The organism is Peribacillus sp. S4, from assembly GCF_046715815.1.
In the GTDB taxonomy this organism is placed as follows: domain Bacteria; phylum Bacillota; class Bacilli; order Bacillales; family DSM-1321; genus Peribacillus; species Peribacillus frigoritolerans.
This window is the reverse complement of sequence record NZ_CP175708.1, coordinates 3,500,520-3,513,919: the sequence shown is the minus strand read 5'-3', so window position 1 is coordinate 3,513,919 and position 13,400 is coordinate 3,500,520. Positions and strand designations below refer to the sequence as shown.

Here is a 13,400-nt window from a genome sequence, read left to right as displayed (position 1 = left end):
AAATAAGGAGCTTATCTTCCTGTTAACACAAGGTTGACTGGAACGGAACGTACGAGACTCCTGCGGGAAAACGGGGCCAAGGGAGACCCCACAGGCGCTAATAGAGCCGAGGGCGGACCTTCCGGTAAAGCGAGTGCCCTACGTTCCAATCAACGGTCAAATTTTAAACACCTTAAAAAACTGTCGACAAACTCAATTATTATCGAGTTTGTTTATAAACTGAAACAGTCATTGCGCTGTTTTTTTGTTGCTTGGAGGAGGGAATAATTACATATTTCTCGTTTTATAACTGGATCTCAGAATTTTTTTTCACGAGAACGAGTAATGAAAACGGGAATTACACAGATTGGACAAGGATTTAATTCCTTTAACGTAATTTGGTATGTTATAATAATTTCTGGAAAAAGGAGTGATGAAGATATGACACCTGCTCTGCAAAAAATGTGGATATCCTTTATAGCTATGGGCTTTATGGTTATCTCTATATTTCTAATCTACTTAAGCCGCTATAAATTAAAAGGTTTTTGGAGAGTCTTGACAGCAATTATCGCATACATACTTATGATTCTGGCCGGCTTGATCATCCTTATCGTTGTTCTTAGCGGGCCAACCACTTGATAGGTGAGGAGAAATGATGAGAAATTTTTTCAAAATATTATGTTTATTATGCATCTCTGTATCATTATCCGGCTGCTTATATCCGGAGAAGCAAAAAATGCAAAACCAACTGCCTTATAAAGAACAAATACAATCCGTCCAAAGTGCAGTGGATCAATTTCAGAAGGATGAAGGCGGCATACTGCCGATAGTTACTAAAGATGCAGGGACACCGATTTATCAAAAATATGTCATAAAATTTTCTAAGATTTCGCCGAGGTATATGGCTGAACCGCCGGACAATGCCTTTGAATCAGGGGGTGTCTTTCAATACATCCTCGTTAATGTTGAAAAAGATCCGACTGTAAAGCTGTTGGATGTCAGGATGGCGCAGAAGATTCAGGATGTTTCCTTGAGATTGACTGCCTATCAGCAAAGCAACGGATACCCGCCGTTTAAGGAAAGGTTATCCGATAATGTCTTCACGCTTGATTATGAAAAGATGGGCCTGAAGGAAGCTCCGACGGTCACGAGTCCATTTTCACAAAAAGATTTATACCTTGTAGTCGATGGTCAAGGCAGCGTTTTTGTTGATTATACCCCGGATTTACTTGAGGCATTGAAGAAGAATGAGGGGAAAATCAAGCAAGGTGAAGATATCCGGGAACTGCTGGTGCGGAGTTCGGAGTTCGTCCCTGCCTATTCGTTACCATATACAATTGATGAAAAAACAAATACTCCAATATTTCTTACAAAATAGGCATAACCCTTCTTCTGCAAAATATATTGTAGGGGAAGGGTTATTTCTTTTATCTTTATTTCATCTTACTTTTAAAATAACAACCCTTATATAAAAATTTCTGGTGGAGGAAGGGATTGAACCAGGGAAATAAATGGAATAAATTTTTAGGACAACATCATAGATATATATTGTCCTAAATAAATGCAAATGGATAAACGAAATCCCAAAACTCTAATTCGGGAGGGGATACCTTGGAAAAGGTAGATATTTTTAAAGATATAGCTGAACGGACCGGTGGCGATATATACTTGGGGGTGGTCGGTGCCGTCAGGACTGGAAAATCCACATTTATTAAAAAATTCATGGAGCTAGTCGTCATTCCGAATATACCGTCTGAGGCGGACCGCGCCAGGGCACAGGATGAATTGCCACAAAGTGCTGCCGGAAAGACGATCATGACGACGGAACCCAAATTCGTACCGAACCAGGCAGCATCGATTCAAGTAGCTGAAGGTCTCGACGTGAACATCCGTTTAGTCGATTGTGTCGGTTATACAATACCCGGGGCAAAAGGGTATGAGGATGAAAATGGTCCCCGCATGATTCACACGCCTTGGTATGAAGAGCCGATTCCGTTCAATGAAGCTGCCGAGATCGGTACTCGTAAAGTAATTCAGGATCATTCCACATTAGGTGTGGTCGTTACGACGGATGGTTCGATAGGAGAAATCCCGCGAAGTGATTATTTAGAGGCCGAGGAAAGGGTCGTCGAAGAATTGAAGGAGGTTGGCAAGCCATTTATCATGATTGTCAATTCCGTTCAGCCTCACCACCCGAATACGGTAGCACTGAGGGAATCCTTGCAGGAAAAGTATGATATCCCCGTATTGGCCATGAGTGTCGAAGGAATGCGGGAATCGGATGTTTACAGCGTACTGCGCGAGGCCTTGTACGAATTTCCTGTTCTCGAGGTCAATGTTAATCTCCCGAGCTGGGTAATGGTTCTGCGCGAGGATCATTGGTTAAGGGAAAGTTACCAGGAAGCGGTTAAAGAGACAGTCAAGGACATTAAGCGCCTGAGGGATGTTGATCGTGTAGTCGGTCATTTCAATGAATTCGAGTTCATTGACCGTGCAGCGCTTGCAGGCATTGAGATGGGGCAGGGGGTTGCAGAAATAGACCTATACGCCCCGGATGAACTATATGATGATATTCTGAAGGAAATTGTCGGTGTGGAGATTCGGGGCAAGGATCATCTGTTATCATTGATGCAGGACTTTGCGTATGCGAAAGCAGAATATGATCAGGTGGCCGATGCGTTGAGAATGGTTAAACAAACAGGATATGGTGTCGCAGCCCCATCCCTTAACGATATGAGTCTTGATGAACCGGAAATCATCCGCCAGGGAGCCAGGTTCGGTGTCAGGCTAAAAGCTGTAGCTCCTTCCATCCATATGATCAAGGTCGATGTCGAATCCGAATTCTCGCCAATCATCGGTACGGAAAAGCAAAGTGAGGAATTAGTACGGTATCTGATGCAGGATTTCGAAGACAATCCACTTTCCATTTGGAACTCCGATATTTTTGGAAGAAGCCTAAGTTCCTACGTAAGGGAAGGCATACAGGTGAAATTAGCGATGATGCCAGACAATGCACGCTATAAATTAAAAGAAACACTTGAGAGGATTATTAATGAGGGCAGTGGCGGTTTGATTGCCATCATCTTATAGAAAACGTTTAAGGCCGGACCAACTCCATTTATGGATTGGTCTTTTTACATGGAAGAAACGGCAGGATCGAAAGAAAAATATCATTTATGAACGCTAATATTTGAATTAATCTGCTGTTCTTTAGTATAATCTTGAAAAAACCTTGTGGTTAAGCGATTTTCAGCAATATAATAAGTTTAATTTCTATAAAAAAGGGAAATGATGAATAGCGAAAGACAAAATTTATAATATATACAATTATTGATGAAAAGATTCCCATTATTTTTTGAATTCCCTTGCTAAGCTTATAGGATTTGTGATAATCTACATACAGAAAACGCGTTATAACAGCGATTTCAACCTATTTATAAATTTCTGAATGAATTATTTGGAAATTAAATCGGCTTGGTAATCCCTGATTGTCAGGGAATGAAAATTTTTTGACCGAAGCTAATATCAAATCACTATTATAGTGTTGTAATAATGATTTTTTATAAAGATTCCTTTTGGGAGGAGGTGAATGGCATGAACAAAACAGAATTAATTAATGAAGTTGTTACAGCAACTGAAATTTCTAAGAAAGACGCTACAAAAGCTGTTGATGCTGTTTTTGATACAATCTTAGAAGCTCTAAAAAACGGTGATAAAGTCCAATTGATCGGTTTTGGTAACTTTGAAGTTCGTGAACGTGCGGCTCGTAAAGGGCGTAACCCACAAACTGGTGACGAAATCGAAATTGCAGCTAGCAAAGTGCCAGCTTTCAAACCCGGTAAAGCGCTGAAAGATGCAGTGAAGTAATTCTACCATTACATACGGGTGCTTAACCGAAAAGGGCCGCGTGAAAACGCGGTCCTTTTTTTGCTTCTTAATTTCCATCTGTGATAATATAAAAGACAGTGAATATTTTAGATACGCTTCAGATGGTAAATCTGTCACAAGAAAATACCCATCCGAAACCGCTTCCGGCGAAACCGCCTTTAAAGGGCTTCAATCTTTGGGTAATCGGTCGCTTTATAATTGCAATTATGGATTTCCGGGTGCAACGCGCTTTGGTTTTTTTATCTGAATACATAATATTATTGATTTTTTAGGAGGTACAAAAAATGGCTAATGTTGATCATGCCAAATTAGAAGAAGCGGTTAAAATGCTTCTCGAGGCTGTAGGGGAAGACCCAACGAGGGAAGGACTGCTGGATACTCCTGCTCGTGTAGCCAGAATGTATGAAGAAATTTTTTCTGGACTTAATCAGGATCCAAAGGAATATTTCGATACTGTTTTTGGGGAGGACCATGAAGAACTCGTACTTGTAAAGGATATTCCGTTTTACTCGGTATGTGAACATCATTTAGTCCCTTTTTACGGGAAAGCCCATGTAGCATATATTCCGAAAAACGGAAAAGTGACTGGTTTAAGCAAATTGGCACGGGCCGTTGAGGCTGTATCGAAGCGTCCGCAGCTTCAAGAGCGCATCACTTCTACAGTTGCAGACTCGATAATGGAAAAGCTCGAGCCTCATGGTGTAATGGTTGTAGTAGAGGCTGAACATATGTGCATGACCATGCGAGGCGTGAAAAAACCCGGATCTAAAACAGTGACTTCAGCTGTAAGGGGAACGTTTGCGAAGGATCACCGTACTAGAGCTGAAGTACTGGCATTCATTAAAGACTAAGGATATGGGGGCAGGAAAAAATGAATGATAAAAAGATTCTGAATGATTTTGTCGTAATCAAAGCCATTGAGGATAGTGTGAATGTCATCGGGTTGACAAGGGGAACGGACACCAAGTTTCACCACTCCGAAAAACTGGACTCAGGAGAGGTGATGATCGCACAATTCACGGAGCATACCTCGGCAATTAAAATCAGGGGCCATGCAAAGGTCTATACTCCATTCGGAGAGATAGAAAGTGATTCCAAAAAGAATTCACCTGACAAATGATCGTTTCTCAATGCTTGGTTAATTATAAATCAATCACCTGATATCGCGTTTAACAAGCTGTAAATTTCCCGCATCCATTTTTTGAAGAGCAAAAGTCGATGATTTCCTTGTTTTTGGAAGTTTCATTTTATAAACGTTGACCATTTCATCTGATTGTTTTTATGGTATAATAATGTGTATTTTACACAGACAGAAACCAATATGTATGTATGAAAAAAATTATCTTTCGGGGATGCAAGGGTGATCTCAATTGTTAAACATAACGGACGACATAAGGCAATTAAAACGATTAATAGAAACGAAAGCTCAACATCCATATTTGTTGAAGTATATACAAAAGCCAAGCTTGGACGAAGATAAACTGATGTTGCTTTGGGGATTGTTTAACGATTTGGACGTTACAAGCGAAAAACGGAATCAATACATCATTTCAACCATGTTAGTGCAAATAGCTCTGGATACCCATGAAATCGTCTCAAATTCGGGTGAAGGAATCGAGTCGCCGGAGGTATTGAAAAATCGCCAATTACAAGTGCTTGCCGGTGATTACTATAGTGGCTTATATTATCAAGGGCTTGCCAGTATAGGTAATGTTGATATGATCCGTATCCTTTCAAGCGCGATAAAAAAAATAAATGATAATAAAATCATTCTATACCAACAAGGGTCGATTCAAGATGTACCAACGCTTTTAATGACGATAAAAGCGATCGAGGCTTCGCTGATTCAGAAACTTGCGGATTACTATAATGAGCCTGCCTGGATAGAGATATCGGAAGATCTGCTGCTTGTAAAACGGTTGCATGCCGAGAAGAGAAGTTATATGAAGTCGGGGGAATCAATAGTTTTTGATGCCCTAAGGGAAATGCCTTTTGATGACTCGATCGGTGGGGATGTTCCCATTTCGGAAAAGGAAGAACTGGTACGCACCCAATTCGACAAGTGCCTGAGGGATGCCAGGCAATCCGTAGAGCGCTCGATGCGGAAGCTGGCAAAGTTGGATGATGAACTACTGGAAAGAGTGAAGGCCATCTTGGAACAAACAGAGAGTATGGCAAATTCATATGTGAAAGAAGGGTGAATCATGGAGCAGTCTAAAGAGCAAAAAGTTCATCATGTCTTTGAAAAGATTTACGGAAATTATGACAAGATGAATTCCCTCATCAGCTTTAAACAGCATCTTAAATGGCGGAAGGCTACAATGGCCATCATGAATGTCCCAAAAGGCGCCCATGCACTGGATGTATGCTGTGGAACAGCGGACTGGACCATTGCCCTTGCTAATGAAGTAGGACCAGAAGGAAAGGTTGTTGGTCTGGATTTTAGTAAAAACATGCTGAAAATCGGCGAACAAAAGGTGAAGGAACTCAATCTGGATCAAGTTTCCCTAATGCATGGGAATGCAATGGAACTTCCTTTTGAGGATAATAGCTTTGACTATGTCACGATCGGTTTCGGGCTGCGGAATGTCCCTGATTACATGAAAGTGCTTAAAGAATTAAACCGTGTAGCGAAGCCAGGTGGTATGGTCGTTTGCCTGGATACGTCACAGCCAACGATGCTAGGCTTTAAACAGGGATATTATTTTTATTTCCGTTTCATCATGCCCATGTTCGGCAAATTATTCGCAAAAAGCTATAGTGAATACTCATGGCTGCAGGAATCGGCTCGAGATTTCCCAGGCATGAAAAAGCTTGAAAACATGTTTAAGCAGGCAGGAATGGAAAATGTCAGTTATAAAGCCCATTTCGGTGGGGTAGCAGCAACACATTTCGGGTACAAGCCTTCAAAATAAGCAGAATAGCAATGGACAAAGCTGGGTGGAATGTATGAAATTTAAAATGATGTATTCATTTTTGAATGCAGATTTGCAATTAATAGAAAAAGAGCTGGAAGCCGCAATTGAAGCGGATTCCACGGTTTTAAGGGAAGCTTCCCTGCATTTACTGCAATCCGGTGGAAAACGGATCCGTCCGGTATTCGTCCTATTGGGTGCGAAGTTTGGCAACTATGATATTCATGTCGTAAAGCATGTCGCAGCGACTCTGGAACTGATTCATACGGCTTCCCTTGTACATGATGATGTTGTGGATGATGCGGATTTACGCAGGGGGTCGGCTACCATCAAGTCGAAATGGGATAATCGTGTCGCCATGTACACAGGCGACTTCATTTTTGCTCGTGCACTGGAAATGATGGCGGTCATCGAGTCTCCGCTTGCGCATCAAATTCTCGCTGATACCATGGTTGAACTATGTCTTGGGGAAATTGAACAAATTAAAGATAAGTATAATTTCGAACAGAATTGGCGGATATATTTTAGACGGATCAAACGGAAAACGGCATTGCTCATTGCATCCAGCTGCCAGTTGGGAGCCATTTCAGCAGGTGTTGAAGAGGGAATTCACGAAAAGCTATTTAAATTCGGATATTATGTCGGTATGTCCTATCAAATCACCGATGATATATTGGATTTTACGGCGTCGGAAGAAGAGCTTGGTAAACCGGCCGGGAGTGATTTGATTCAAGGTAATATCACTTTACCCGTTTTGATCGCTATGGAGGATCCAAAGTTAAAAAAGCTTATCGAAACTGTTCGGGAAGATACGCCAAAAGATGAAATGTCCCATATAATCAATGCGATAAAAACTTCCGGTGCCATTGAACAGGCAGCGAGGATCAGTGATATGTATTTAGAAAAAGCTTTTACTGAGTTGAAGGGTCTTCCTGCCATTAAAGCTAGAAAAACTTTATCGGATATCGCGAAAAATATCGGAAAAAGAAAGTTTTGATAATGGGAGTTGCGAAACTCATCAAACAATGGTAATATTCTAAAAGTATTGCCTTATATAGGCAAATAACAATGATACATATTAGGAGTGACATTCATGGAAAGAACTTTTTTAATGGTAAAGCCTGACGGCGTTCAACGCAATTTAATCGGTGAAATCGTTTCCCGTTTCGAAAAGAAAGGCTTCCTTCTTGCAGGAGCAAAATTAATGGTCATTTCTCAAGAATTGGCTGAGCAACATTATGGCGAGCACAAAGAACGTCCTTTCTTTGGCGAATTAGTGGACTTCATTACTTCAGGTCCTGTCTTCGCAATGGTTTGGGAAGGTGAAAATGTAATCGCTACAGCACGTCAAATGATGGGTGCTACTAACCCTAAAGATGCAGCAGCAGCAACAATTCGTGGCGATTTTGCGGTAACTGTCGGCAAAAACATCATTCACGGATCTGATTCAGCTGAAAGCGCTGTACGTGAAATCGGTTTATTCTTCAAAGAAGAAGAACTTGTTGAGTATTCTAAACTTGTAAACGAGTGGGTTTATTAATTAGTACTCATCACTATATAGGAAGCGGGTTCCATCGTCATTATGCGATGGAACCCGTTTTTTTTTGCATTGCTTTTTTAGCTTACCGGCACGGTAAGGAATTATTGTAGTTTAAAGAAAATATGGCACTCTCCGATATATATAGGGAAGGACCACTTAAATAATTATGTGCAGGGGAGTCGTAGGAATGCCTCAAGAATATGAAGAGTTTATTTGCAATATCAAAACGCTGACAGGCATTGATTTGGCATTATATAAGGAAGGGCAAATGAAAAGGCGATTGACATCTCTATATGAAAAAAGAGGATATCATTCATTTCGTGAATACCATAAAGACATTCAAACCAATCCCGAAGTTTTAAATGAGTTTCTGGATAGAATGACAATCAATGTTTCCGAATTTTATCGAAATGCGAAAAGATGGAAGGTGTTGGAGCAGAAAATCCTTCCAGGTTTATTAGCAAGCAAAAAAAAGTTGAAGATTTGGAGTGCGGCCTGTTCAACTGGAGAGGAACCATACACACTTGCCATGATTTTATCCAATCTGGTTCCACTTAGCCAGATAGAGATATTGGCGACGGATCTGGATGAAAATGTGTTGGCGCGAGCGGAATTGGGGATGTATCCTGAACGTTCCTTAAATGAAGTGCCTGAAGAAATCAAAAGGAAATACTTTGAAAAAAAAGCAGAATTTTATCGCGTTGATGAAGAAATCAAGAGAAGGGTGACATTTAAAAAGCAAAACCTTCTCGCTGATCGTTTTGAACAGGGGTTCGATTTAATCATTTGCCGCAATGTGCTAATTTATTTCACGGAAGAAGCCAAAAATTTGTTATATGAAAAATTCAGTGCATCACTAAGAAGCGGCGGGGTTTTTTTTGTAGGAAGTACAGAGCAAATATTCACCCCTGGAAAATATCAATTTGAAACGATCGACACATTTTTTTATAAGAAACTCCTATGGCGGCGCTCCTCGCCGCCACCATCTACTACGAAAATCTAAACTCAAAATAGAGTCTAACCCATTAACCCCTTGACAATAATGGAAAATAACAATACAACCAGGCTGAACTTTTTTTGGTGGATCTTAAGGAAGATACCCTGTATAAGAAACTGGTTGTGACAGTATGGAAGAACCATTTAGTGTACTGCTAGTACGTATACAAAAATTTTTGTAACAAATCTCCTGTCATATGTATTGTTAATCTTTTTTGAGGTGATTTCTCCTATGGAAGCAATGATTGAACGGTGTGCTGGCCTAGATGTACACCAAGAAACAGTAGTAGCCTGTGTATTATTTGGTCCATTAAATAAAAAGCCAAAGACCTCTATTGAAACTTTTTCCACTACAACAACGGGACTCTTGGCTTTAAGTGATTGGCTCGCTACCCTTCAGGTATCCGATGTTGTGATGGAAAGTACCGGAGTCTACTGGAAACCAATATGGAATATACTCGAAGGTTCTTTTCACCTTGTTCTTGCCAATGCCAGACATGTCAAAAATGTTCCAGGGCGTAAAACTGATGTGAAAGATGCCGAATGGCTTGCCAAGCTTCTAAGATGCGGACTTATTGAAAACAATTTTGTCCCACCAGAGGATATTCGTGATTTACGAGATCTTACTCGTTATCGAAAAAAATTGATTCATCATCGCACATCAGAGCAGAATCGCATTCACAAAATCCTTCAAGATGCTAATATCAAGCTAACATCCGTTCTATCAGACATTTTTGGTTTATCGGGACGTCGTATCCTTGAAGCGATTCTAAATGGTGAAAAAATAGAGACCGATGGTCTTCGAAAAATGGTGGATTGGCGAACAAAAGCAAGTATAACTGACATTGCCAGTGCAATTAATGGTCGTATTCGCCGTCATCATCGTGATATGTTGCGTTACCATTGGGATCATATGGGTTATTTAGAACAAACCATAGAAGAATTGGAAAAACAAATCGATCAACTCCTGTCCCCCTATCGTAAGGAAGTAGAATTATTGGATGGTATACCTGGTGTGAACAAAGCTGCCGCAGCCACTTTTATTGCGGAGATGGGTGTTGATATGTCCGTATTTAAGTCAGCTAAACATCTTGCCTCTTGGGCTGGTGTGAGTCCTGGAAATTACGAAAGTGCTGGTAAAAAAAAACGAGTAAAACCACACAAGGAAATAAAGCTTTAAAAACAATGGCCGTAGAATGTGTATTAGCAACATCAAGGCAAAATAATCGAATTGCTTCACATCGAAAAAGGATTACTAAACGACAGGGGAAAATGAAGGGACGAATCGCATCTGCCCATTTACTATTAACAATTACTTACAACATCTTAAAAACAGGAGAACCTTATCATGAACTAGGCTCAAATTACCTTGAAGAAAAACAAAATAACAAAGAATTAAAAATGATCGAATACCTAAAAAAGAAAGGCTATACAATCGCTCCATCTGAACAACAAACTGCATAACCAGTTAAATAACGACATAGTACATTTACCCCCATCAAAAAAATGAGAATATGGAGGGTTTATTTTAGCATGGCTTTTTTACTATTGTGTTTTCATACAAAAAAGTAAATACTTTTTAAAAAAGGGACTGATTCTGCTCATGGGCGTTCAGTCCTTTTCGTTTGTCGAGTAATAGCAAATCCCAGTAGAACTCTGATTTGAAAGAAAAACTATATCGAAAATGTTTAAGTACTTGTAAAATAGAGTGAAAAGTGATTAAATTCAAACAATATGGTTTTTACGTTTTACATATACCCACATTTCATAAAATTGTGGTATATTGATACATATACACTTTAAAGTGCTAAAAGGGGGCTGGAAGATGAGATATTTAACAGCGGGAGAATCACATGGTCCGCAACTGACTACTATCATTGAAGGATTACCGGCAGGAATGCCGATTTCGAATGAGGATATCAATCAAGAATTGGGACGCCGGCAAAAAGGGCATGGACGTGGAAGAAGGATGCAGATCGAGAAAGATCAGGCTTTTATTTCTTCAGGAATCAGACATGGCTACACACTCGGTTCACCGGTTGCTTTGGTGGTCGAGAACGATGATTGGAAACATTGGACAAAGATTATGGGAAGTGAAGGGCTTTCAGAAGAGGAAGCTGAAGAAATTAAACGTAAAATCACCCGGCCTCGCCCTGGTCATGCCGACTTGAACGGCGGGATTAAATATGGGCACCGCGATTTGAGAAATGTTCTGGAACGATCTTCAGCCCGTGAAACGACAGTAAGGGTGGCGGCAGGTTCTGTCGCAAAAAAACTATTGTCTTTATTGGGGATAGAAGTGGCATCGCATGTTTTGGAAATTGGCGGAGTGAAGGCAGAACCGCCAAAATACGAAACGATCCAGCAATTGCAACAGGTAACAGAAGAATCTTCCGTTAGATGTTTCGACAAAAACGTAGAGCAGCAGATGAAGGATGCAATAGATGAAGCGAAACAAAAAGGAGATTCCATCGGCGGAATCGTCGAAGTCATTGTAGAAGGAATGCCGGTAGGAGTGGGAAGTTATGTGCATTATGACCGTAAGCTTGATGCAAAACTAGCCGCAGCTATAATGAGCATCAATGCATTTAAAGGGGTGGAAATAGGTCTAGGATTTGAAGCGGCCCATCTATTCGGCAGTGATGTCCATGATGAAATCGCATGGGATGAAGAACAGGGTTATTACCGGAAAACCAATCGCCTTGGAGGTTTTGAAGGCGGTATGACAACTGGAATGCCGATAGTTGTACGCGGTGTGATGAAGCCGATCCCCACTTTATATAAACCTTTGAAAAGTGTTGATATTGATACGAAGGAAGTGTTTGAAGCAAGTGTCGAGCGTTCCGATAGTTGTGCCGTTCCTGCAGCAGCAGTAGTTGCTGAGGCGGTAGTGGCATGGGAACTAGCAGCTGCCATCGTTGATCAATTCCCTTCAGATCGTTATGAGCAATTAGCAGAGTACATAAGATCATATCGGGAAGAAGTAAAGGGGTTTTAAATCATGGAATCCATCCAAATAAAAACGGCTTCCAAGCAATATCCGGTTTTAATTGGCAAGAAGGCAATCAATGAATTGCCCGAATTAATAACACATGAGCTGAATCATCTAAACAAGATTCTGATCATAACTGATGAGAAGGTGGCGGCACTTCATTTGCAGACTGTGAAGGACGCCCTGATCAAGACGGGAAAACCGGTCTTGCATCATGTAGTGCCAGAAGGGGAGCATGCCAAAACATTCGATGTGTTTTATGAATGCCAAAGCTTCTGCTTAACACAACAGATTAATCGCAAGTCATTGATTATTGCCCTTGGCGGCGGTGCAGTCGGTGACTTGGCTGGATTCGTTGCAGCTACATTTATGAGAGGGATTCCATTTATACAGGTTCCGACGACTTTGCTTGCCCACGACAGTGCAGTGGGCGGCAAGGTTGCCATCAATCACCCGCTAGGGAAAAATATGATTGGGGCCTTTCATCAGCCTGAAGCGGTCATTTATGATCTGGAATTTTTAAAGACTCTGCCACTTAAAGAATTAAGGTCAGGTTTTGCAGAAGTCATTAAACATTCCTTGATAGCAGATAATGAGCTTTATCTATGGTTAAAGTCGAATATTGTTGATTTGAATGATATAACGGATGAGCAATTCCTTACCATGATTACAAAAGGGATTGGCATTAAAGCTAAAATTGTCGAAGAGGATGAGAAGGAAAACGGCATTCGTGCCTTTTTGAATTTTGGTCATACGCTTGGACATGCAGTGGAAGGTTCAATGGGATACGGAAACTTTACGCATGGGGAATCGATTTTAATCGGGATGGTATATGCTCTTAAACTAAGCAGAAAGAAAGTGGATCTTGATTTTAAACTAGATGAGTTTATTGCCTGGGTTTCTTCTTTAGGTTATGAAATAACCATTCCAACCCGACTTGAACATGAAATGCTGCTAGAATTAATGAAAACAGACAAAAAATCGGTCAATGATGCAGCTACCTTTGTCCTGCTAAACGAAGTGGGGTCACCGCTATTAATGGATATAGCCGACTCTGAGCTGATAGAGGAAATGGCGGAGATGATTTAGA

Annotated in this window: 15 protein-coding genes; all 15 read left to right on the top strand. The window is 40.7% G+C overall.

The window, feature by feature from the left end; all coding sequences use genetic code 11:
• Positions 1-420 precede the first annotated feature (420 nt).
• The 15 genes from ACJ9PY_RS16610 to aroB all read left to right on the top strand — a co-directional run bounded on the left by ACJ9PY_RS16610 (position 421) and on the right by aroB (position 13,399).
• Entirely contained in the window at positions 421-618 is a 198-nt protein-coding gene (locus ACJ9PY_RS16610) for a DUF2768 domain-containing protein (RefSeq protein WP_048681698.1), read from the top strand.
• A gap of 13 nt (positions 619-631) precedes the next feature.
• Entirely contained in the window at positions 632-1,357 is a 726-nt protein-coding gene (locus ACJ9PY_RS16605; RefSeq protein WP_268936402.1) for a hypothetical protein, read from the top strand.
• 233 nt (positions 1,358-1,590) lie between these two features.
• Positions 1,591-3,069 carry a stage IV sporulation protein A gene (spoIVA, locus tag ACJ9PY_RS16600; RefSeq protein WP_034308024.1) on the top strand — a complete coding sequence of 493 codons (1,479 nt, stop codon included), beginning with the start codon at positions 1,591-1,593 and terminating at the stop codon, positions 3,067-3,069.
• Positions 3,070-3,573: 504 nt separating this feature from the next.
• A complete protein-coding gene (locus tag ACJ9PY_RS16595) occupies positions 3,574-3,846 on the top strand; it encodes an HU family DNA-binding protein (protein ID WP_034308023.1) in 273 nt (90 codons plus the stop codon).
• A 305-nt stretch (positions 3,847-4,151) separates the two neighbouring features.
• Positions 4,152-4,718, top strand: coding sequence for a GTP cyclohydrolase I FolE (gene folE, locus ACJ9PY_RS16590; protein WP_034308020.1), 567 nt, complete (start codon positions 4,152-4,154; stop codon positions 4,716-4,718).
• Between the two features lie 20 nt (positions 4,719-4,738).
• Entirely contained in the window at positions 4,739-4,987 is a 249-nt protein-coding gene (gene mtrB, locus ACJ9PY_RS16585) for a trp RNA-binding attenuation protein MtrB (RefSeq protein WP_034308017.1), read from the top strand.
• A 250-nt stretch (positions 4,988-5,237) separates the two neighbouring features.
• On the top strand, positions 5,238-6,068 hold the full coding sequence (locus ACJ9PY_RS16580; protein WP_063575744.1) for a heptaprenyl diphosphate synthase component 1: 831 nt from the start codon (positions 5,238-5,240) through the stop codon (positions 6,066-6,068).
• Positions 6,069-6,071: 3 nt separating this feature from the next.
• Positions 6,072-6,782, top strand: a complete 711-nt coding sequence (locus ACJ9PY_RS16575) for a demethylmenaquinone methyltransferase (RefSeq protein ID WP_034308012.1) — start codon at positions 6,072-6,074, stop codon at positions 6,780-6,782.
• 34 nt (positions 6,783-6,816) lie between these two features.
• Positions 6,817-7,779 carry a heptaprenyl diphosphate synthase component II gene (gene hepT, locus ACJ9PY_RS16570; RefSeq protein ID WP_053535594.1) on the top strand — a complete coding sequence of 321 codons (963 nt, stop codon included), beginning with the start codon at positions 6,817-6,819 and terminating at the stop codon, positions 7,777-7,779.
• A gap of 96 nt (positions 7,780-7,875) precedes the next feature.
• Positions 7,876-8,322 (top strand): nucleoside-diphosphate kinase, encoded by a 447-nt coding sequence (gene ndk, locus ACJ9PY_RS16565; RefSeq protein ID WP_034308008.1) that lies wholly within the window; start codon positions 7,876-7,878, stop codon positions 8,320-8,322.
• 187 nt (positions 8,323-8,509) lie between these two features.
• Complete coding sequence (locus tag ACJ9PY_RS16560; RefSeq protein WP_411738597.1) at positions 8,510-9,325, top strand: CheR family methyltransferase; 816 nt, start codon at positions 8,510-8,512, stop codon at positions 9,323-9,325.
• A 225-nt stretch (positions 9,326-9,550) separates the two neighbouring features.
• Positions 9,551-10,498 carry an IS110 family transposase gene (locus ACJ9PY_RS16555; RefSeq protein WP_411738497.1) on the top strand — a complete coding sequence of 316 codons (948 nt, stop codon included), beginning with the start codon at positions 9,551-9,553 and terminating at the stop codon, positions 10,496-10,498.
• Positions 10,499-10,590: 92 nt separating this feature from the next.
• Complete coding sequence (locus ACJ9PY_RS16550; protein ID WP_101226107.1) at positions 10,591-10,782, top strand: hypothetical protein; 192 nt, start codon at positions 10,591-10,593, stop codon at positions 10,780-10,782.
• 361 nt (positions 10,783-11,143) lie between these two features.
• Positions 11,144-12,316 carry a chorismate synthase gene (gene aroC / locus ACJ9PY_RS16545; RefSeq protein WP_034308003.1) on the top strand — a complete coding sequence of 391 codons (1,173 nt, stop codon included), beginning with the start codon at positions 11,144-11,146 and terminating at the stop codon, positions 12,314-12,316.
• A gap of 3 nt (positions 12,317-12,319) precedes the next feature.
• Positions 12,320-13,399: a 3-dehydroquinate synthase gene (aroB, locus tag ACJ9PY_RS16540; protein WP_063575747.1), complete on the top strand. Its 1,080-nt coding sequence runs from the start codon at positions 12,320-12,322 to the stop codon at positions 13,397-13,399.
• The last annotated feature ends 1 nt before the right edge of the window (position 13,400 follow it).